This window comes from Christensenella sp. (genome assembly GCF_034927525.1).
Lineage (GTDB): Bacteria > Bacillota > Clostridia > Christensenellales > Christensenellaceae > Christensenella.
In genome coordinates this window covers 1-21,796 of sequence record NZ_JAYFPU010000101.1, presented here as the reverse complement: position 1 = coordinate 21,796, position 21,796 = coordinate 1, and the positions used below count along the sequence as shown (strand labels likewise).

Below are 21,796 nucleotides of genomic sequence, written 5' to 3'. Positions count from 1 at the left end.
ATAACCTTCATAAAGTCTTAATTTTTTGAGACCTTTTATCTTAATAATTTCTGTCTATGATAAGAATAAGGCAAAAGCAAGGTGGGTATGGTATACTATACCTGATAAAAAGCGGAGGTAATACACCATGAAAATATTGGTCTGCGACGATGACAAGGAAATCGTGGAGGCAATAGAAATCTACCTTGTAAATGAAGGATATGAGATACTCAAAGCCTATGACGGCGCGCAGGCGATCCGTCTTGCGGAGGAAAACGAAGTCCACCTGATCATTATGGATATCATGATGCCGGGCATGGACGGCATCCGCGCGACCATGAAGCTGCGCGAATACGCGAACGTTCCTGTTATCATGCTGAGTGCAAAATCGGAAGACAACGACAAGATACTGGGACTTAACGCGGGCGCGGACGATTATCTGACAAAGCCTTTTAATCCGCTGGAGCTTGTAGCAAGGGTGAAATCCCAATTGAGGAGATACACCTCCCTTGGCAGCATGACGGAAACGCAGGGAATCTATCAGACGGGCGGGCTGTTGCTCGACGACATGAAAAAGACCGTGACGGTAGACGGGGAAGGCGTGAAGCTGACACCTATGGAATACAAAATACTGCGTTACCTGATGCAGAACATGGAAATGGTCTTGTCTACCACGCAGATCTATGAGAGCGTGTGGGACGAAAAGGCGGTAGGAGCCGAAAACACGATCGCAGTGCATATCAGGAGGATTCGCGAAAAGATCGAAATCAATCCGAAGGAACCGAAATATTTGAAGGTGGTATGGGGTATTGGATACAAGATCGACAAAATCAAGGTATAAAATTTGGTATAAATTGATTGCCTGGATTCTTTGTATCGCCTCGGCATGCGGCGCGACGATTATTTTGTCGAGCATGTTGAAAACGGATACATCCACCGTTGTGACGAGCGGGCAATATGTCGACTCGCGCGAATACCTGAACCAGGTAGAAGCAGATTTGGGACAGGTGCAAAACGCATATTTCGGATATGGGGACGAAGTACTCAAAAATGAACTGCGCGATTATCTCGGACAGCTGAAACAGGGACATGAACAGGAGATAAGGGAAATTCTGGAAACGGCCGGTTTAGGAGGTTATTATGAAGAATATATTCAGGAATATGAAGTTAATGCGGAAAATGTCACAGAGGAAACGGACACTTCGACGTCGGCGGAGATGGGAAGCGCGGATCAAAGCCTGCCTGATTTCATAACGAGAATAGAAGACGCAGCGTCGGAGATCGCGGGCAGCGGCTCGGAAAAATCGGACGCCGCAGCAGAGCGCAGCGGGATATCCGGTTTGCCGGAATATGACCAATATGTAAAAAAGCAGCTGGAGACGGTGAGCGGCAAGTACGCAGAGCTGCTTGCGAATGCGGAGCAATATATCACGCAAAGCGTGCGGCAAAAGGGCGAGCAGGCGAGCGCCGAGCTGATGAACCAAAAGGAATTTTATTTTGCGGTCTTGAAGAACGGAGAGCTGCTTTACACGAATACCGTGGCAGATGAAGCGGATGTTGCCGTCGATTTCATACAGAAGCTGGACGCGAACCAGAAGTATAACTGGGAAGGGAAAACGCCGGGAATCTATCTTTCAGATGTCTGGTGGTCGACTCCCGCGTATACACAGCAGAATATGGATGGTGTGCAGATATACCTCGGAATGTCGAATGAGGCGTTTGCACGTAACCAGGCTGATTATAACGCGCTGTATCTTACCTATCTGAGAATGTTTATCCTTGTACTTGTGTGTGTCGCTGTATTCTCGGTAGGGTTCTTATGGCTGATGTATACTGCGGGAAGGTCTCCGAAGGGAGGCGAAGTGAAGGTCTCCTTTATGGATTCGATCTACCTCGATATCGGCGGCATTGCGCTGGTGATCATTGTGGCGTTGATCGCAGCCGGGGTAGACCAGATCGCAAGCTGGGTAGGAAACGCTTACGGCCCGCTGCAGGTGATGCAGATATGTTCGCTTGTATCGGTAGCGGTGGCGCTGTGCCTGATGTGGAGCATGTCGATTTCGCGGCGGGTCAAGCGCCATGAAAGCTATACGCTGGTTGCAGCGGTGAGCGGCGGCATCAAAAATGCGTACGACCGGAGCGGTATGGGCTCCAAAGGCGTGGGCGCGATCATATGGTATTTGATCGGCGGGCTGCTGCTGATATTGTTTATGGTCTTTCTGGGCTTTGTGATCAACGTATTTGGTGTGATCATCGGCCTGATACTGCTGCTGATCTACGTGATCGCTTCTGTGAAGTTTATACTGAAAAAAGCTGCGGCGATAAGAGAAATATCCATTGGCGTGGAAAAAATAAAAGACGGTGATCTGACATACCCCATCCGCAAGGGCGGCGGCGTTGACCTTGACAAGATCGCGACGGGCATTGAGCACATTGCGGAGGGGCTCGACGCGGCGGTGCAGCACGAGGTGAAATCCGAACGCATGAAAACGGAGCTTATTACCAATGTGTCGCACGATATCAAGACACCACTTACGTCTATTCTGACGTATATCGACCTGTTGAAAAAAGAGGGGTTAAGCAGCCCGAACGGCCCAAAATATCTGGATGTGCTGGATATGAAATCCAAGAGGTTGAAATCTTTGACGGACGACCTTTTTGAAGCGGCTAAGGCAACGAGCGGTGACATGAATGTTGAAATGACGCGCATCGAGCTCATACAGTTCATGGAGCAGGCGCTGGGGGAACTATCTGACAAGATCGACGCTTCGGGGCTGATGTTTGTAAGTGAGATGCCCGACGAGAAGATGTATGTGAGCGCAGACGGAAGGCTACTGTGGCGCGTGATTGGTAATGTGTTGGAAAATGCACTCAAGTATGCGGCGGACAGCTCGCGCGTGTATATCACCATCAAGCGCGTATTGCACAACGTTTGTATCGTCGTTAAGAACGTATCGCGCGACGAGCTCAATATGACGGAAGAAGAGCTGATGGAGCGCTTTAAGCGCGGCGATGAATCGCGGCATACGGAGGGCTCCGGTCTGGGGCTTTCGATCGCGAGGAACTTTATGCAGCTGATGAACGGGCTGTTTTCTATCGAGATCGACGGCGATCTCTTTAAAGTGATCATCTCGTTCCCGGAATACCGCGAGGTACAGAGCGACGACGGGGAAGCACCGGAAGCAGAATAAATACGATAAGAAAAGCGCTGTCTTTGCAGGCAGCGCTTTTTTGTTAGTCATTTTTTGCCGATAAATTTGCGCAGTTGTTTTAGCTTTTTATCTGACGGCGGCATATAGCGTATGGGGAGGTCTATGGTGCTTGACTTGTGCAGGATGCTTTTTGCATGCGAAAAGGTATCGAAGCTGTCCGCCCCGTGGTATTTGCCCATGCCGGAATTGCCCACGCCGCCAAACGGCATACGCGAGGTGGCGAGCTGTACGACCACATCGTTAACACAGCCGCCGCCGTAGGGAACCGTGGTGAGCACCTTATCCACTGCCGCGCGGTTTGTGGAAAACAGATAGAGCGCGAGCGGACGGGGGTGCGAACGGATCAGCGAAAGCATGTCATCAAAATTGCTGTATGTGAGGACGGGCAACAAGGGGCCGAAAATCTCTTCGTTCATGACGGGCAGATCGTATGTTGCATGGTCGATGATCGTCGGCTCTATACTGTTTGTTTGCGCATCGGTGCGCCCGCCGCAATAGACTTCCGTACCGTCCATCAGGACAGACAACCGATTAAAGTGCTTTTGGTTGATGATCTTTGGAAGGTAACCGCACGAGAGGGGATCGTCCGTATAGTACTGCCGGATACTTTCCTTTAAATGGGACAGAAGCTCGTCCTTTACGGATTCGTGTACAAACAAATGATTGGGCGCGACGCATGTCTGCCCGGCGTTTAGGAACTTGCCCCAGGCGATGCGCTTTGCCGCAATGGCGAGATTGGCTGTATTATCGACGATGCACGGGCTTTGTCCGCCCAGCTCCAGCGTCACGGGCGTTACAAACTGCGACGCGCTCTGCATCACCAGCTTGCCGACCGTTACGCCACCCGTAAAAAAGATATAATCGAACTTTTGCTTTAAAAGATCTTGATTTGCCTCGCGTCCGCCCAGCATGACGGTGATATACTCGGGCGGAAAAACGGAGCCTAAGATGTCCGCCATCACCTGAGACGTGTTGCGCGAATAATCCGACGGTTTCAAAATGACGGTGTTGCCTGCGGCGATCGCGCCTGCGAGCGGCTCTATCGTCAGTTGGAACGGATAGTTCCACGGCGACATGATGAGCACCACGCCGTAGGGTTCCTTGCGTACAAAGCTTTTGGAGGGGAACTGTGCAAGAGGCGTGCGTACGCGCCGCGGCTTCATCAGGCGCTTTAAGTGCTTGATTTGGTAGGTGATCTCGTCTACGACCAGACCGATCTCTGTTTCGAAGGCCTCAAAATAGCTCTTATGAAGATCGGCATTGAGCGCCTCGCATATTTTTGCTTCGTTGCTGACCACGGCATCGCGCAAGCGATGTAAGGCCTGCAAACGGAAATTGTACGAACGCGTGGTATTCGATTCGAAATATTCCCGCTGTGCTAAAATGATCTCGGCGGCATTTTTCATTTTTTTCACCTCGGATTTTTTAATCTGATACATTATATATAACGGATTTACATAAAAGTAAACGGAAAGAAAAAGTCCCGCATTTAAAAAAAACGGTTTCATGATAAGAGGAAGGGTGTATAATTGATTAACGGGCTTTTGGCCCAGTGAATGATTGGGAGGTCATAAAAAATGGTTAAGTATGTATGTCAGGTATGTGGTTACACAGCAGAGGGCGAGCGCCCGGCAAAATGCCCGCAGTGCGGCGCGGACGGTGCGAAATTCGATGAGTTTTCCGGCGAACGCGTTTGGGCGGACGAACATAAGATCGGCGTGGCGCAAGGCCTTGACGAAGAAGTGGTACAGGGTTTAAGAGAAAACTTCATGGGCGAATGCACGGAAGTGGGCATGTACCTTGCGATGGCGCGCCAGGCTGACCGCGAAGGGTATCCGGAAGTAGCGGAAACGTACAAGAGAGCCGCTTTTGAAGAAGCGGAGCATGCTGCGAAGTTTGCGGAGCTTCTTGGCGAGGTCGTCTATGCGGATACGAAAAAGAACCTGCAGCTGCGCGCTGACGCGGAATGCGGCGCTACAGCAGGTAAGCTTGCGCTTGCGAAACGCGCGAAAGAGCTTGGCTACGACGCGATCCATGATACGGTTCATGAGATGGCAAAGGACGAGGCACGCCACGGCTGCGCGTTCCAGGGTCTTCTTGACAGAGTGGTCAAATAAAAAACATTATAAAAACACGGTTGGGCGACCATCCGTGTTTTTTTATGCCCACAGATATGGTATAGTAAAAAGAGCAAATGAAACAGGGTGGTGCGAAATGATCAAACAAGGACAGCTCGATGCGTTAAAGGAAGAATTTAAAGAACTGCTGCTCGGTACAAAGCGCGAAAACATGCAGGAGCTGCTTAGCTGGCTGGAGACGGAAACGGATTTTTATACCGCGCCCGCGAGTGCGAGCAACCACGGAGACTTTGAGGGCGGTCTGCTGGTGCACAGCATGAACGTTTATAAGATACTCAACAATTTCAACAAAATGATCAAGTGTGAGCGAGAGGATTCGCTCGTGATCGCGGGTCTGCTGCACGACGTATGTAAGGTGAACATGTACCAGAAGGGCGTGCGCAACGTGAAAACGCCGGGGAAAAAGGAATGGACGGAAAAGGAAATATATGTGATCGAGGATTCGCTGCCCATTGGGCATGGGGAAAAGTCGGTGTACCTGCTGATGCGCCATATCAGGCTGACGGATGAGGAAGCAATCGCCATCCGCTGGCATATGGGCGGTTATGACGACGCGGCACGCAGCTATATCGGCGGACGCACACAGTCAAACGCATATGGGACATACAAGCTTGCGCCCGCGCTTGCAATCGCGGATATGTACGCGACCTATTTTGTAGATTAGGAAGAATAAAAAAAGACTGACGAAAGACTGACGATAGCGTCAGTCTTTTTTTATGATTGATTTATTCCGCACCCAGCGCCGCCATAGTGATATAGTTGTACGGCTGGTTGAAGTGCGGCAGGAAGAAGATATCGAGCAGCTTTAGCTTGTCGATGGTCACACCTTCTTCGATGGCCAGCGAGAACATATGGATACCCATTGCAATGTCCTCATAAGACGCGATCTGCGTGCCCACGATGCGGCGCGTGCTCTTTTCGTAGATGATACGGATCTTGACGCGGTGGTTATCGTCGATAAAGGCCGGTTTCTGTAAGTCCTCGTAGTCGGTATACAGCACCTCCATGCCCGCTTTTTCAGCAGCCTTCAGGTTAAGGCCTGTTGAAACCATATGGTATCCGTAGATGCTGATGCCGTTGGAGCCTTGTACGCCGATGGATTCGAGCGCCGTACCGCATACGTTATGCGCAGCGACGATACCGCTTCGCACAGCGTTTGTCGCAAGTGCGATATAGGATGGCGCGCGCAGCGCGTTGCTGTAAACTGTTGCACAGTCGCCCACCGCATAAACGTCCTTCATGCTTGTCTGCTGGTGCTTGTCGACAAGGATCGCGCCGTTTGAGAATAGCTCGAGACTGCCTTTGGCAAGGTTGTTATTTGGTACAAAACCAATCGCCAATATAACAAGTTCTGCCGCGTATTCGCCTTTGTCCGTTACAAGTGAAGACACCTTGCCTTCGCCCTTGAGCTCTTTGACGATCTCGCCAAAATGAAGGTCGATACCGTTATCCGCAAGTACCTTGTCCATGTCCTGCGTGAACCACGGATCGTAGTAACCGGACAGGGAGGTATCCTGCGCTTCGAACAGCATGGCGTTTTTGCCGCGGCGGCGTACCGCCTCGGCGATCTCTACGCCGATGTAGCCCGCGCCTACGACGGCAACGTTGCGGATGCTTTCGTCGTCTAACGCCTGATTGATCTTTTCGCCGTCCTGAAACAGCTTGACCACGTCAACGTTTTCAAGCTCCAGCCCGGAAATTTTGGGGATGATAGGCAGGGAACCCGTCGCCAGGATCAGCTTGTCGTACCCTTCCACGATCTGTTCGCCGCATTTGGTCTGTGCGTGTACCTTTTTACCTGCAAAGTCTATGCTCGAGACCTCTGTCTCCATATAGACTTTGGCATGCTTTTGCTTGAATACGTCCTGCGAACAGTAAAAAAGGCCTTCCGTGCCGTTGATCTGCCGTCCGACCCAAAGCGCCGTACCACAGCCGAGATAGCTGATGTTTGAGTTGCGGTCAATGATGACCAGTTCTTCGTCCGGATAATTGTCGAGGATGGTGTTCGCCGCCGCGGTGCCCGCGTGGTTTGCCCCGACCAATACAATTTTACCCATGTCATATACCCTCGCTTTCGTTCATGTGTTTTGATAGGTTTGTTATTAGGTAGTATATAAACAAAACGCCGGAACATTAACCGGACACAAAAAAAATATTGCGGTTTTTGATTGACAGACAAAAAATATTGATATATAATACTAATTAAGAATTGATATCAATAAGGAAATTTGAAATGGAAACAAGGAATACATTCCAAAAAAATATGATCATGGAGCAGGTGCGCAGGCTGCCTCACCCAACGGCGGAGGAAGTATACGACGCGGTCGCAAAGATCCATCCGGCGATCAGCAAGGCGACGGTATACAGGAATCTGGGTGCCATGAGTGAGAGCGGGCTTATTTCCCGCGTGAAGATACCGGACGGGGCTGACAGGTTTGATAAGACGCTTAGCAAGCATTACCACATTCGCTGTAAAGAATGCGGCGGGGTATACGACGTGGATATGCCGTACTTCGAGGGGCTGGAAAACGAGGTTACGGATACCCATGGTTTTGAGATCGACAGTCATGAGATTGTATTTGTCGGGGTTTGTCCCGATTGCAAAATAAAGAAAAGAGGTATGTGAAAATGGCAAATTTAAAAGGAACGAAAACAGAACAGAACTTACAGTCGGCTTTTGCGGGGGAATCGCAGGCGAGAAACAAGTACACCTATTATGCGGCGAAGGCCAGAAAAGAAGGGTACAATCAGATCGCTGATATTTTTGAAGAAACGGCGTTCAATGAAAAAGAACATGCGAAAATCTGGTTCAAGCTTTTGCATGAAGACGATATCCCGGATACGGCTACCAATTTAAAGGATGCGGCTGACGGCGAAAACTATGAATGGACGGATATGTACGACACGTTTGCAAAGGAAGCAAAGGAAGAAGGCTTTGACAAGATCGCGTTTTTGTTTGAGCTGGTCGGCAAGATCGAAAAGAAGCATGAGGAGAGATACCGCAAGCTGGCGGAGAATCTCGAGAGCGGATACATCTTCTCGCGCGACGGCGACATGGTATGGCAGTGCGCAAATTGCGGTCATGTTGTGATCGGCAAAAAAGCGCCGCAGATCTGCCCTGTATGTGCGCATCCGCAGGCGTATTTCCAGATCAAAGCAGAAAATTATTAATCGTATCAGGAAAGAGGGGTGAGGGGAATGGCGCAGTATGTTTGCGCGTTGTGCGGCAATACCTATGACGAGGAAGCCGAAGGCGTTTTGTTTGCAGACTTGGCAGATGATTGGGAGTGCCCGGTGTGTATGGGGCCGAAGGCTATGTACAAGACAGAGGAAGCATCGCAGGCGCCTGCTGTTGTGCGCGACGTTCCCGCCCCCAAAAAGGAAGCGAATCCACTTGCGTGGCCGGAGGAGCTGGTGCACCATGACGGCGGACTGTTAGACGAGATACACACCCTGGCGGAAACAGGGGAGTCTGTCACAGAACCTATGAATACGCAGATGGGAGTACCGGGCTTTGACGAAATCGTTGTGCTCGGAGCGCAGCTTTCCCGTCCACCGCTTTTGGAGGACGAACCAGTCAGCTTAAAAACGGTCATTGGCAAACGCGCAAAAAAACCAATGGAGTTGCAAAGTCCCATCTATGTTTCGCACATGAGCTTTGGAGCGCTTTCCAAGGAAACAAAAATTGCGCTTGCAAAGGGAAGCGCTATGGCGAATACGGCAATATGCAGCGGTGAGGGCGGCATACTGCCGGAGGAAAAGCAAGAAGCATACAAGTATATCTTTGAATATGTGCCAAATCTCTACAGTGTAACGGACGAAAACCTAAAGCAGGCGGACGCGATAGAGATCAAGATCGGACAGGGTACGAAGCCCGGGATGGGCGGACACCTGCCGGGCGACAAGGTAGGCCCGGAGATCGCGGAGATACGCCACAAACCAGTGGGCGAGGATATTTTGAGCCCGTCGCGCTTTGCGTGTATCAACACGCCGGACGACTTGAAGAAGCTGGTAGAGGAGCTACGCGAGCGGAGCGAAGGCCGGCCGGTCGGCGTGAAGATCGCGGCGGGGCATATCGAAAAAGATTTGGCGTTCCTTTTGCCCGCAAAGCCTGATTTTGTGACGGTGGACGGACGCGGCGGAGCGACGGGAAGCTCTCCTAAGTTCTTAAAGGACGCAAGCAGCATACCGACGGTCTATGCCCTTTACCGCGCAAAGAAGTTTATCAAAGAAAGCGGTCTTGACATCGATCTTGTGATCACAGGGGGGCTTCGGACAAGCCGGGACTTTGTAAAGGCGATCGCCATGGGGGCGGACGCTGTTGCGGTTGCGTCGGGCGCGCTCATCGCGCTTGGGTGCCAGCGGTACCGCGTATGCCACAAGGGAAACTGCCCGATGGGCATTGCGACACAAGACCCTGAGCTGCGCAAGCGGCTGGCTGTTGATAAAGGGGCGCAGCGGGTGGCGAATTATTTGAACGTTTCGGCAGAGGAGCTGCGTGCTTTTACACGGTGCATGGGTTATTGCGACGTTCATTCGCTGTCGGTAGACGATATCGAGACGATGAGCTCGGAAATATCCTCCCACACGAACATTCGGCACGTATAACGGAAGCCATATATCATACAAAAAAGGCTGTCCTGTTTTAAAACAGGACAGCTTTTTTCTATTTCTTCTGCAAGAGCTTTGCCTGTGTTTCCAACAGCTCTTTTGCGATGGTGACGAGCAGTTTTTGCGTCTCGGGCCGAAGCTGCTCGAAGACATCTATGAATTCGCGGTCATAACACGTCGTAACAAACATTTCACCCGCGCCGGTGCGCAGCCATTTTTCATTTACATGGAATTCAGAACAAATTAGCTTGACATGTTTGTCACCAAAGCTGCGCCGTCCGACCTCGATCATTGCGAGGGTGGACTGGCTCAAGCCAAGCCGCTTTGCAAATTCAATTTGGTTCAGGCCAACAGCCCGACGGATTTCTTTGATTCTTCTATACACACTGATAACCCTTTCCAGCCTGTGTAATTAAATATTATCACAAAACTTAACCGCGCACAAATCAAAAAGCAAACGAAGATACGTATAACGAATAAAAACGCAATCTTACGATTAATTACAAATGAATTAAAATAGTTTGACTTTTAATTAAATTGTGATAAAATAGCAGTGTAATGTATGGTTTGATAAAGGGGAACGTGTATGGATGGCAGGAGATATCTGCGAAAAGAAATGATGAAAATCTATCACCGGCTCAATATCACAAACAAATTAAAGCTGCTTTCGTATGCAAAACTTGCACTTCATTGCAAGGAGGAGGAAAAAAACAAGGCGGCTTCCCAAAAGAGTTCATTTTATCAATAAAGTCACGATATTAAAGCTTATGAGGAGGAAAAAATGAAAAAGAAAATAATTGCGTTACTGGTAGCGGCACTTATGATCGTTACGATGCTGCCCGCAGTGGCGATGGCGACGGAAGGCGGGGGTGGTGAACCGTCAACGGTTTCCTTTGCGGCAGCGACGGGAGACATGCTCGGTGTGGATGCATCCGCATTGATGACGGGCATGGGGTTTGGCGTTAACAGTGAAAACCCGAAGCAGTTTGATGTAACGGGAACGCTGCATTATACCAGTGATTATACGGGGTTCAGTTCCAATGAGGCGGAGCAGAGCGGCTACTACCTCGCATTTGTGCTGAGCGGGGCGAAGCAGGAAGACGACATTACGTTCTGGGGAACGGGCGCCCATGTCGCGCTCGATAAAAACGATATGACGGGCATCGTTTTTATGGGAAACGATACAAGCGTACATAAATCGATTTCTGTACAGATCAATCAGGATGTTTATACGCTTGATACATCAGCTGTGACTTTGGAGACGCAGGTCACTCCGGAACCGTTGATCGCAAACCAAAAAGTATATTTTGTTGATGAAAGCAACTATGCGGAGCTGGGTGAGGATGACGGCGTGTTTGACCCCGACCACAACGACTTACCGTGGCTGGAAACGACGTTTGACATTAATAAGGCCGAGGTCAAGAACCCGACAGCATTCAAAATCGAAGTAAAGATCGAAAATGCAAATATTTCAAAGGATACGCAGGACAAAGAAAATGCCGTACCGGCAGGGAATGTTTATGCCGATGGATCGGCGACGTTTACGCGTACTGTTGATCTTGTTGATCTGACGCAGCGGACAGGCTGGGCGGAAGCGACAGATACTTTTGCGTTCAAGCGTAATTTTGCGATCGGCGGACAGGTGTTCGACGGCCATGACGATTTCCTGGGCATCGCGAAGGAGAAGCAGGAAAGCGCATATAAGGTGACTGTTACGGCGACGGACGGTGTGGATGGTGAAACGCTGGCGCTTGACGCTGTGAGCGCGACATATGAAGCGCCTAAGCCGGTGCCTGTATCGATTGCGGCAGCAACGGGTGACATGCTCGGAAAAGATGCGACAGACCTGATGGACGGCGTTACATTTACAAAAGTGGCAGAAGCAGACCAGTTCAATGTAACGGGCACGCTTAACTATGTCAGCGATTATACAGGTTTCAGCTCCAACGAAGCCGAGCAGAGCGGATATTATCTCGCGTTCACCTTAAGCGGTGCGAAAGCGGAAGACGACATCACGTTCTGGGGAACAGGGAGCCCTGTCGCGCTCGATAAGAACGACATGACGGGTATCGTATATATGGGCAAGGACAAAGACGTGCATAAAGCGGTTTCTGTGAAAATAAACGATAAGACGTATACGCTCAACACGGACGGGCTTGTGTTGGCTCCGCAGCCGGTCAAGAATCCGCTGATTGCGAACCAGAAGCTGCACTTTGTGGACGAGAGCAATTACGCGGAAGAATTCGATCCGGACAACCATGATCTGCCGTGGGTAGAGACTTCGTTCGTGATCTACAAGAGCGAGATCAAAGACCCGACGAATTTTAAATATACGGTAAAGGTTGAAAATGACAAGATCGCTGCGGATACGAAGGACAAGGACGGAAACCTGCCTGCGGGCAACACATACGCAGCGGGAAGCGCTACGTTTGAAAGAACGTTTGACCTGACACAAAGCAGGGCATGGACGGACGAAACGCGTGAGACGATCAAGTTCACCTTCAACGCGGCAATGGGCGCGCAGGTGTTTGACGGACATGACGATTTCCTCGGCATCGACAAAGCGAACCAGCAGGGCGACTATAAGGTAACCGTCACGGCACAGGACGGCAGCGGCGAATCGCTGGCGCTGGATGCGATGAGCGCGACCTATGGCGGCAGCGAGCTGAAACCCAAACCGGCAGACCCGGGCAAGGAAGTGGAAATTTCCGCACCTGACGCGAGCACAGGCGAGCAGTATATCTCAGGCGGCGGCATTGGCGACGGTACGGCGGGCGGCGCAGTGAAGGCACAGGATATTGCAACGCTGTTCGATAATCCGGGCGGCGCGATCACAGTGACAGACTCGGCGGGGAACGAGCTTGCTGCAACAGACAACGTGGGGACAGGCTGTGTTATCCAACTGAAAAACGGCGAAGGCGTATTCCAGGAAGTGCTCGTTGTTGTCAAGGGCGACGTAACAGGGCGCGGTGTGGTAGATTCTACAGACCTGATGGATATCGTAGGCCACATCAGAGGAACGAGCACGCTTAGCGGTGCGTTCTTAAAAGCGGCTAACACCACAGGCAGCGCAAACGACGCGATCACGTCGGCAGACCTGATGGACGTTGTCGTACTGGTTAAAGGAAATCACTAAGACATTCATGTGAATAAGATATTTGGAGGACACGAAAGAATGAAAAAATCAAAAAAAGCATTGATGATCATTGCGGCGGTACTGTCGATCGTAATGATCATGGGGATATCTTCCATAGCGTTTGCAGCGGACGCAGCGTCTTTTACAGCAGGCGTAAGCGGGCCGACATCCGTAAAGCAGGGCGACACAGTGCAGTATAAGGTCACGTTCACGGTGAATTCCGGCGAGGGTATGGGCGCGTTTGACGCGGCTGTATCTACAAGCGGATTATCTGTACAGTCAGCCAGCGTTACATCGGGGCAGAGCTTTTTTACAGCCTCGTGCGACGCAAGCAACATCGTTTTGGCAAATGACACGAACGTTGTAAACGCGGGCGGCAGTGTGACGATAACCTATACGGCTAAAGTAACGGCACAGCCGGGCGGGGCGGTGAGCTTTGGTATCTCCGGCGTGCACGGCGGCGGCAGGGTAGCGGGCGTGGCCACACCGGCGACGTATACAGGCGGTTCCCCGTCCGTTTCAGGAACGGTAGCAACAGACCCGGTTCCGCCGACAGACGAACCGGCACCGCCGACAGACGAACCGGCACCGCCGACCGATCAGCCTACTGACCAGCCGACGAGCGACCCGACCGCGCAGCCTTCCGCTTCCGCATCGGCAAAGGCGGACGACCTGGACGACGTTCCGAAGACGGGTGACACATCCATGCCTGTATGGCCGTTCGTGGCGATGGGTATCGCAGCGGCAGGCGTGCTTGCTTTTGCAGTAGGCAAGAAGGCGCATTCCAAGTAAGACATTCAGAAAACATATAAGCGCAGGGCGGGGATTCCCCGCCTTGCTTGCTTTTGCGGAGAAAGAGATGGACAAAAAAGAAAACGAACAATACAAACGGAAAATCGGCGAAGAACAGGGAAGAAACGAAGTGGGGGCGGAGGATTCGCACGGTAAGGCTGCAGGCGGCGTTATTGCTTTTTTGAAGCGATGGAAGTGGCTGGTGGCGGTATGTGCCGCCGCGGTGTGCCTGGCGATCGTCATACCGCTCTTGACACAGCCAAAGCCGCTGCCCCCGTCGCCTATTGCGGAGGGAACAAGCACCCCTACGCCTGTTGTGAGCGCATCCCCCAGCCCGTCTCCTTCCCCAAGCGAAAAACAGATGCTGCCGGATATGGCAAAGCTGTATGTGCAGAACCCGGATCTGGCAGGATGGCTCAAGATCGGGGGAACGGTGGTCGATTATCCGGTGATGTTCACGCCGGAAGACGGGGAATATTATTTGTATCGAAATTTCCAAAAAGAGGAAGACCCGAGCAAGGAAGGCTGTCTGTTTATCGATAAAAATTGCACGCTTGAGCCGCGAAGCACGAACCTGCTCGTACACGGGCACAATATGAAAAACGGGTCGATGTTCCACACGCTGCTCGAGTATCAGGACGAGGCATATTATAAGGAACATAAGACCATACGGTTTGATACGCTTTACGAGGAAGGGGAATATGAGATCGTATCCGTATTCCTATCGAAGATATACAAAAAAAGCGAGACGGATGTATTCAAATTCTACCAGTTTTATGATGCGGCGAATCGGAAACAGTTTGATGATTTTATCAGTAACTGTAAGGAACTGGAGCTTTATGACACGGGGGTCGTGCCCGCATATGGTGACGAGCTGCTGACGCTTTCTACCTGCGAATATTCTGAGGAGAACGGCAGGATCGTTGTGGTAGCGCGAAAAGCAAAGGCGGATACGGCTGGTGCTGATGGTGGATTTTAGCGGCAGCGTCAAAAGAAATTGTTTAAAGACCGGAGAAAATCTCCGGTCTTTTTTGATTGTCAAGAGGCTCGCGCTATGGTATCTTAGAGATGACAAATAAACACGTGAAAAGGGTGGTTGAATATGAATATCAAGGGAATGTCTAATTACAAGAAAAGACTGATTGGGGGAATGATCCTATACGGCATCTTGTCGCTGGGGGTGATCCCCATTTTTACGCTTTATATGGGCACGCAGGATAATATCCTGAACGTCTCTATGTCTGCGATGGGAAATACGAGTACATCGATGCATATACTATTTGTCGTTTGGACGCTGATCTTCTGCGGCTATTTCGCCAGCTTTATGGGGTATTTGCTGATGCTCACCAAAAACACGCATTCCAAGATCCGCGGCTTCGTTACGTTTGCGACGGTGGTGCTGATCGTGGGCAATATTTTCCCCTTCCTGCCGGAGACGCTGCCGGGGTTTGCGGAAATGCACAACCTGTTCGCGCAGATATCGTCCGTTTCCCTTGCTGTTACGCTGATGCTGTTCACGCTCACGCTGCGCAATCATTATTCGGTATTATTCAAGAAAGCACTGGTGTTCGTGCTCATCATCTGGGCGATGCTCATTGCCCTGATGGCGATTTTCGGCACAAAGAGCATCACGGAGATGTCGGGCATCATTGTAGCGGGTGTTTTCCTGTTCTGCGTGCTCACATGGCTTTTCAAAGAAGATGCATTTGATCCGGTGCAGTCGCTGAAGGAAAAGGACGTACTGGAAACAAAGGAAGCGGCGGACAAGCTTGAAAAACGTGTGATGCAGGCAAAGAAGGAATACCTGAAGTTGGAGGCGGAAGCGCGTCGTGCCCGCATCACAGCGGATGAAGTGGCTAAGATCGCAAAACATCATAAGGCGGAAGAAAAATGAAGCTCATTTCATGGAATGTAAACGGTCTGCGGGCTGCCGCGGGCAAAGGATTTTTGGAATATCTGCACGCAAGCGGCGCGGATGTGCTGTGCGTGCAGGAAACGAAAATGCAAAAAGGACAGGCGGAGTTTGATTTCAAGGACTATGACGAATACTGGAACAGCGCGGACAAAAAAGGCTATTCCGGGACGGCTGTGTTCAGCAAAATAAAGCCGCTTTCCGTAAGCTATGATTTTGACGTGGAGGAGCACAGCCACGAGGGGCGCGTGATTACGCTGGAATTTGAAGATTTTTATCTGGTGAATGTTTATACGCCCAATTCGGGCGAAGGCTTGAAGCGCCTTGATTACCGTCTTGTGTGGGACGACGATTTCCGCGCCTACCTTTTGTCTTTGAAGGCGAAGAAGGGTGTTGTGGTGTGTGGGGATCTAAACGTAGCACATACGGAGATCGACCTGAAGAATCCGAAAACCAATGTGAAGAACGCAGGCTTTACGCCGCAGGAGCGCGAGAAAATGACGGAGCTTTTGGCGGCGGGGTTTGTGGATTCGTTCCGCTATTTGCATCCTGACGAGACGGGACGCTACAGCTGGTGGTCTTACCGCTTCAACGCGCGGGCGAACAACGCTGGCTGGCGCATCGACTATTTTGTCGTATCGGAGGATATGAAGGACAGGATCGAGGAGGCGGAGATATATGCAGATGTGATGGGAAGTGATCATTGCCCGGTAGGGCTGGTAATAAAGTAAAGGAGAAAAGAACGATGATGACAACAAAGATCAAAGGGCCGATCAATTCGGGCGAAATTGATTTTTCGGAATATCCCAGTGTGGATGGGGAGCTTCTGGACAGGATCGAAAATGTGCTTGGAATGGCCACGCAGCGAGGACTTGACGCTTTGATCGTCTATGGAGACAGGGAGCATTTTTCAAACCTCGAATACCTGACGAAATACGACCCGCGTTTTGAAGAAGCGCTGCTTGTACTGATTCCCGGTTGTACGCCGCAGTTGGTGGTGGCGCTTGAAGGAAAAGATTATTCACATATCATTCCCTATGAGGTGCGGCGCCATGTGTACACGGATTTTGGACTGGAAGGCCAGCCGTCGGATGGGAAATGTATCGGGAACGTGCTGCGTGACTGCGGTATCCGCAAGGGCATGAAAACAGGACTTGCTGGCTGGAAGGCATATGCTGACGAATCGATTTTGGATGTGCCGCATTACATCGTACAAGCGATCTCGCAGGTAACGGGAGAATATATAGTTAACACGTGTAACCTATTTACGGACAGCAAGTACGGTGTCCGCAACACATTGAGCGCGAAAGAGATCGTGCAGGCGGAGATCATGAATACGATCGCGTCACGGCAGGTTTATGCGGCGGTGAGGGGGTTTAGGCCGGGCATATCGGAGGCGGAAGCAGCACATGCTTTTGGTATCGGCGCGCAGCCGATGATGACTTACCCCGCCATGAGCTTTGGTGAGAAGAACGCGGGCATGGGGCTTGCGAGCTCGACATACGATACATTTCTACACGAAGGAGATATCGTATCCGTCGGCATCGGCTACCGTATGGCGATGATCCACAGAAGCGCGTTTTTTGTTAAAAACGAACAGGAACTTGCAGCATGCACACAGGGCAAGGGAAGCGCTTTTTATGAGCAGTACTTCAAGCTGGTGACAAAATGGTATGAGGCGGTCGGCATTGGCCAAACGGGCGGTGATATCTACCATGCGGTCGGGGCGCTGCGCGACGACATGGGGATTATGCTCAATATGGGGCACCAGATCCATACCAACGAATGGATCAACAGTATTTTCTTTGAGGGCTCGCAGCAAGTGATCCGTTCTGGCATGGCCATCCAGTGCGACATCATTGCCGGAGCGGCGCAGCCGTTTATGAGCGCGCATATTGAGGACGGCATCATCATTGCGGATGAGGCATTGCGCGCGCAGATCAAAGAAATGGCGCCGCAGGCGTACGGGCGCATGCAAAACCGCAGGGCATTTATGCAGGATGTATTGAAGATCGACGTAGCGGAGGAAATATTGCCAACTTCTGACATCCAGGGCATGATGTTCTTATATCTGGCGGAGCATGATACGATCGTGACCAACTGACGATAAACAAGAAAACGGCGGCTGAGGAGCCGCTGTTTTTTTGTGCGGAATTTCTTCATATAGTCTTAAGAAAGTGTTTATCAGGCTGTAAAACACTTTCCTTTTTCCCGTATTATAATGAAAACAACAAAGCACGGGAGGATGATAGATATGAAAAAGGTGACTGGAAAAATCGTGGCGTGTGTCGCGGCGATCTCGATCATGATAGGGGTGCTGTGCAGCTGCGCGCCTTTTTACAGCAGGGCGGGAGAGATGATGAGGAACATTACCGAGGTGCGTGATCGTGCGGAGGAAAGAGCGGCGAGTGCGATGGAAGGCGTGGGCGACGTGACAGAGTTGGCAATAGACAGGGGAACGGCAGCGGCAGAGCGTGCGTTTGAGGAGATCGGCGATGCTTTGGAGTGGTCAGACGCTACGGGATGGGCGGAAGCGGACGACACCATGAAGCAATACGAACCCTTTGGCATTACTTATGACGAGGTGAACGGCGAGAACTGGTATAATGGGAAACCGCTGGCAGGGTTATATGACGCAGGCTATAATACGGTTACAAATTCTTCGAACGCCTCCATTGGTAGCTTTGTGGTCATTGAACGCGACCGGACGGGAAAGATCACAGGCGCGTATGAGACGGACAAAGAAAACTTCAAAGAGCTTGCGCATATCGACATATTTGAAAATGGCGAAAAAGGCGCGAGGGAGATGGGATATGACTATGTGCGCGAGGACGCGGGTGTCAAAGGGCTTGATCGGGCAGCATTCACAAAACTGGAAAACGAGCTGCGCGTGAAGTACCGCAACCAGAATGTGTTTGTGGAATGTAAGGATTATGTGTTCTGCTTCAGCAAAGAAGATATGCTGTCGATTAGCTCGTGCTGTTACATGGATACGTCCTCTTATGCGGCGCGGGTATCTATCGACTATCAGCAAAATGAAGGGATTGACCTGAATTTGTTTGACAATGACAAGACGGACGAGATCATCATGGATACGCTGAGGGCTGACGGCAGCAGCGGACAAAGCATAGAGAAGGTAAGTGACGCGATCCGCGAAGCGGTATCAAAGGCTTACGGGATCGACTGGAAATATGTATATGTCGATGTAATGACAGTATAGGGGATACAATAAAAAGGAAACGGCGGCAATCATGCCGCCGTTTTGTATGTTACGTCATTTCCGTCAGAGAAGACCGCGATATCGCCTTTCTGGTCGGTACGCAAGGTTATGATGTTGTCCGCATTGAGCAGATCGGTCGTTTCTTTGTGCGGGTGGCCGTAGTCGTTATCCTTGCCACAGGTGATGACGGCAAGCGCGGGCGTGGTCGCGTCGAGCAGCGCTTCCGTGGTGCCGTTATGCGAGCCGTGATGGCCGATCTTTAATACATCGATATCCATTTCGGTGGCAAACGCCCCTAGCATATCGGCAATCGCTTCTTCCTCCGCGTCACCAGACAAAAGGAAGGAAGTTTCTCCGTATTCCACCAGCAGGACGATACTGGAATTATTGGTCTCATCATATTTTTTGTCCTGCGGATTTAAGACGGTAAAATCGATACCGCCGATCGAAAAGGCATCGCCAGCCGTTACAAAGGTAACGGGCGTTTGCTCTTGTTCGGCAGCTTTCACCATATTGTCGTAGGTTTTGGTTTTGGCAGTTTTGGTGGTGCGGTAGAACGTATCGACAGGGACACCGAGCAATACATCATCCATAGAGCCGATGTGGTCTGCGTCGGGATGCGTCGCTACTGCGGCATCGAGCTTATCGATCCCCAGCGCCTGCAGTGTATCGAGGATGCGCTGTGCGTCGTCGTTTTCGGCAGCATCTATAAGAACGGCATGCCCGTCAGGCGTATGCAGCACCATGCTGTCAGAATTGCCTGTATCGATCACATATAAAATCAGGTCGCTTTGCTTTTGCTCAGGGGTCACAAGCGCGTCAACATTTTGCTGCGCCGTGCCATAGTTGATCGTATTGTTCCAGATGTCGCCTAAGTTGCCTAAAAACGTCCCCTGCGATCCAAACACAAGGAAAAGCGCAAGGATGAGCAGACAAACGAGGGCGATAACGAGCTGGAGTGCCGTTGACTTTCTTCTTCTGGCCATATGTACTCCTTCTATCATTCTAGGAAAGATTATACTATAATAAAGGGTAGAAGACCATACGGGAGAAGTTGATTTTATGACACAGAAGAAAGAACGCGTGATCGTCGGGATGTCCGGCGGGGTGGATTCAGCGGTATCCGCGCTTTTGTTAAAGGAACAGGGATATGACGTCGCGGGCGTATTCATGAAAAACTGGGACGACAGCGACGCGGACGCGGTATGCCCGGCAGAAGCGGACTATGACGACGTGCGCAGCGTGTGCGAGACGATCGGGATACCGTATTATACCGTCAATTTCGAAAACGAATATTGGGAGCGCGTGTTTTCCTATTTTCTGGAAGAATACAAGCGGGGACGTACGCCAAACCCGGACGTGCTGTGCAACAAGGAGATCAAGTTTGCGGCGTTTTTGGATTTTGCAAAAAAGGCGGGCGCGGACTACCTCGCGACAGGGCATTATGCACGGCTTGCGCGTGTGGGCGGGATCACATATTTGAAAAAAGGGCTGGATGCGGGCAAGGATCAGAGCTATTTTCTGTGTATGCTGCGCCAGTCGCAGATCGAGCGCGCGATGTTCCCCATTGGGGATATGCAAAAGGCGAATGTACGCGCTATGGCGGAGCAGGCCGGTCTTTCTATAGCAAAGAAGAAGGATTCGACAGGCATATGCTTTATTGGCGAACGCAAATTCAAAGAATTTTTGCAGACATACCTTCCGGCAAACCCAGGCGACATGAGGACGCTTGACGGCAAGGTCGTGGGCAGGCACGACGGATTGATGTATTATACGCTCGGGCAGCGCCGGGGTCTTGACATTGGCGGGAGCAAGGACGGCAGCGGCGAGCGGTGGTTTGTGGTAGAAAAGGATATGGAGAACAACATACTCGTGGTATCACAGGGAGCGGAGTCGGAGCTGCTTTATTCGCGCGCGCTGGTGATGAGCGGCATGAGCTTTATTTCAGGCGGTGAAGAAAGAAAAGAATTTGACTGCGGCGCAAAAGTGCGGTACCGTCAGAGCGATCAGCAGGCGCACGCAGAGAAACTTGGTGACGGGGTATACCGCGTCAGTTTTTCGGAAAAGCAGAGGGCTGTAACGCCCGGGCAATATTGCGTGCTTTACGACGGAGACATTTGCCTCGGCGGCGGCGTGATTGATGAGGTTATTTTTTGATCATATAAAAGGACAATATGGGGGAGATTGATGATATGCTGAAGACGGATGGAAATACGTTGATTTTATCTCTTGCAGATATTTTGACGGGCAACAAGGTAGAAGGGGAAGCGATCTTAAAGGCGCTGGGGCTGATGTGCAATGGCTTTTCCTTTGATTGCGGAATGGTATATGATGTAAACTTTATGGAACAATTCTGCCTTATGGAACATTATGAAACGTGTGAGATCGCGCTGCGCGAAAAGTTTGAGGGAAATGAGCTGACCAAAAAGGAATGGGTTCGGCTGGCGCAAAAACCAATGTTGCATATGGAGAAAAGTGCGCGCAATACCGTGCTTGAAACAAAGATGTTGGAAATGTATGCAGTCGAATCGTTGATACTGGCTCCGGTGGCGGATGAAAACGGAACGATATACGGAATGGTCGCATTGCTCAATGCAAAACGCAAAGCAACGCTCTCGAGGTCAGATGAAAAGATACTATCAGTATTGTTATCCATGCTTGTTCGTTATACGAGGATCAGGATGTACCAGAGAAAGCTGGATCAGGCGCAAAAGAGCCTCAAAAGCATACTGGATAATACTGGTATTGATATTTATGTCAATGATTTTTACAATCACGATATTCTGTACGTCAATC

General features: G+C 50.8%; 20 protein-coding genes and 1 pseudogene. 17 read left to right on the top strand and 4 right to left on the bottom strand.

The genetic code is table 11. From position 1 onward, the window contains the following. Positions 1 to 127: 127 nt before the first annotated feature. Both VB081_RS04070 and VB081_RS04065 read left to right on the top strand, forming a co-directional pair. Entirely contained in the window at positions 128 to 820 is a 693-nt protein-coding gene (locus VB081_RS04070) for a response regulator transcription factor (RefSeq protein ID WP_323399573.1), read from the top strand. After that, positions 789 to 3,170 (top strand): sensor histidine kinase, encoded by a 2,382-nt coding sequence (locus VB081_RS04065; RefSeq protein WP_323399572.1) that lies wholly within the window; start codon positions 789 to 791, stop codon positions 3,168 to 3,170. Before VB081_RS04070 ends, VB081_RS04065 begins: the two co-directional genes overlap by 32 nt. Before the next feature lie 47 nt (positions 3,171 to 3,217). Here VB081_RS04065 and VB081_RS04060 read toward each other — a convergent pair whose 3' ends face one another. After that, positions 3,218 to 4,597, bottom strand: coding sequence for an aldehyde dehydrogenase (locus tag VB081_RS04060; protein WP_323399571.1), 1,380 nt, complete (start codon positions 4,595 to 4,597; stop codon positions 3,218 to 3,220). Between the two features lie 171 nt (positions 4,598 to 4,768). Here VB081_RS04060 and VB081_RS04055 point away from each other — a divergent pair, with 171 nt between their 5' ends. Together VB081_RS04055 and VB081_RS04050 are read left to right on the top strand one after the other, a co-directional pair. Further along, positions 4,769 to 5,308, top strand: coding sequence for a ferritin family protein (locus VB081_RS04055; RefSeq protein WP_323399570.1), 540 nt, complete (start codon positions 4,769 to 4,771; stop codon positions 5,306 to 5,308). 97 nt (positions 5,309 to 5,405) lie between these two features. Continuing rightward, positions 5,406 to 5,993 carry an HD domain-containing protein gene (locus tag VB081_RS04050; protein ID WP_323399569.1) on the top strand — a complete coding sequence of 196 codons (588 nt, stop codon included), beginning with the start codon at positions 5,406 to 5,408 and terminating at the stop codon, positions 5,991 to 5,993. A gap of 61 nt (positions 5,994 to 6,054) precedes the next feature. Here the strand turns inward: VB081_RS04050 and nox are convergent, their stop codons facing one another. Beyond that, positions 6,055 to 7,386: a H2O-forming NADH oxidase gene (gene nox, locus VB081_RS04045; protein WP_323399568.1), complete on the bottom strand. Its 1,332-nt coding sequence runs from the start codon at positions 7,384 to 7,386 to the stop codon at positions 6,055 to 6,057. A 176-nt stretch (positions 7,387 to 7,562) separates the two neighbouring features. Between nox and VB081_RS04040 the strand changes: the two genes are divergently transcribed. From VB081_RS04040 to VB081_RS04030, 3 genes are read left to right on the top strand one after another with little or no spacing between them, the layout of a single operon-like run. Beyond that, the gene (locus tag VB081_RS04040; RefSeq protein WP_323399567.1) at positions 7,563 to 7,955 is read left to right on the top strand and encodes a Fur family transcriptional regulator; all 393 of its coding nucleotides are present in this window, start codon (positions 7,563 to 7,565) and stop codon (positions 7,953 to 7,955) included. A gap of 2 nt (positions 7,956 to 7,957) precedes the next feature. Beyond that, positions 7,958 to 8,500 (top strand): rubrerythrin, encoded by a 543-nt coding sequence (rbr, locus tag VB081_RS04035; RefSeq protein ID WP_323399566.1) that lies wholly within the window; start codon positions 7,958 to 7,960, stop codon positions 8,498 to 8,500. 27 nt (positions 8,501 to 8,527) lie between these two features. Further along, on the top strand, positions 8,528 to 9,937 hold the full coding sequence (locus tag VB081_RS04030; RefSeq protein WP_323399565.1) for a glutamate synthase-related protein: 1,410 nt from the start codon (positions 8,528 to 8,530) through the stop codon (positions 9,935 to 9,937). Positions 9,938 to 9,995: 58 nt separating this feature from the next. Here the strand turns inward: VB081_RS04030 and VB081_RS04025 are convergent, their stop codons facing one another. Beyond that, the gene (locus tag VB081_RS04025; protein ID WP_323399564.1) at positions 9,996 to 10,325 is read right to left on the bottom strand and encodes a helix-turn-helix domain-containing protein; all 330 of its coding nucleotides are present in this window, start codon (positions 10,323 to 10,325) and stop codon (positions 9,996 to 9,998) included. 201 nt (positions 10,326 to 10,526) lie between these two features. On the opposite strand from VB081_RS04025, the gene VB081_RS04020 reads away from it, so the two are divergent. The 8 genes from VB081_RS04020 to VB081_RS03985 all read left to right on the top strand — a co-directional run bounded on the left by VB081_RS04020 (position 10,527) and on the right by VB081_RS03985 (position 19,000). Next, positions 10,527 to 10,688, top strand: a complete 162-nt coding sequence (locus tag VB081_RS04020; RefSeq protein WP_323399563.1) for a hypothetical protein — start codon at positions 10,527 to 10,529, stop codon at positions 10,686 to 10,688. Between the two features lie 33 nt (positions 10,689 to 10,721). Continuing rightward, positions 10,722 to 13,076, top strand: a complete 2,355-nt coding sequence (locus tag VB081_RS04015; RefSeq protein ID WP_323399562.1) for a hypothetical protein — start codon at positions 10,722 to 10,724, stop codon at positions 13,074 to 13,076. 39 nt (positions 13,077 to 13,115) lie between these two features. Then, positions 13,116 to 13,868, top strand: a complete 753-nt coding sequence (locus tag VB081_RS04010; RefSeq protein WP_323399561.1) for a PT domain-containing protein — start codon at positions 13,116 to 13,118, stop codon at positions 13,866 to 13,868. 67 nt (positions 13,869 to 13,935) lie between these two features. Then, positions 13,936 to 14,847, top strand: a complete 912-nt coding sequence (locus VB081_RS04005; protein WP_323399560.1) for a class B sortase — start codon at positions 13,936 to 13,938, stop codon at positions 14,845 to 14,847. A gap of 123 nt (positions 14,848 to 14,970) precedes the next feature. Next, positions 14,971 to 15,762, top strand: coding sequence for a hypothetical protein (locus tag VB081_RS04000; RefSeq protein ID WP_323399559.1), 792 nt, complete (start codon positions 14,971 to 14,973; stop codon positions 15,760 to 15,762). Further along, positions 15,759 to 16,511 (top strand): exodeoxyribonuclease III, encoded by a 753-nt coding sequence (locus VB081_RS03995; protein ID WP_323399558.1) that lies wholly within the window; start codon positions 15,759 to 15,761, stop codon positions 16,509 to 16,511. The genes VB081_RS04000 and VB081_RS03995 overlap by 4 nt, the downstream gene beginning before the upstream one ends. Positions 16,512 to 16,525: 14 nt before the next feature. Then, positions 16,526 to 17,884 carry a M24 family metallopeptidase gene (locus VB081_RS03990; protein ID WP_323399557.1) on the top strand — a complete coding sequence of 453 codons (1,359 nt, stop codon included), beginning with the start codon at positions 16,526 to 16,528 and terminating at the stop codon, positions 17,882 to 17,884. Between the two features lie 150 nt (positions 17,885 to 18,034). After that, positions 18,035 to 19,000, top strand: a complete 966-nt coding sequence (locus VB081_RS03985) for a hypothetical protein (RefSeq protein WP_323399556.1) — start codon at positions 18,035 to 18,037, stop codon at positions 18,998 to 19,000. Between the two features lie 29 nt (positions 19,001 to 19,029). Here VB081_RS03985 and VB081_RS03980 read toward each other — a convergent pair whose 3' ends face one another. Next, a complete protein-coding gene (locus VB081_RS03980) occupies positions 19,030 to 19,986 on the bottom strand; it encodes a ComEC/Rec2 family competence protein (protein WP_323399555.1) in 957 nt (318 codons plus the stop codon). Positions 19,987 to 20,062: 76 nt separating this feature from the next. Between VB081_RS03980 and mnmA the strand changes: the two genes are divergently transcribed. Then, a complete protein-coding gene (mnmA, locus tag VB081_RS03975) occupies positions 20,063 to 21,157 on the top strand; it encodes a tRNA 2-thiouridine(34) synthase MnmA (protein WP_323399554.1) in 1,095 nt (364 codons plus the stop codon). Between the two features lie 35 nt (positions 21,158 to 21,192). Beyond that, positions 21,193 to 21,796, top strand: a pseudogene (locus tag VB081_RS03970) (hypothetical protein); the annotation flags it as partial.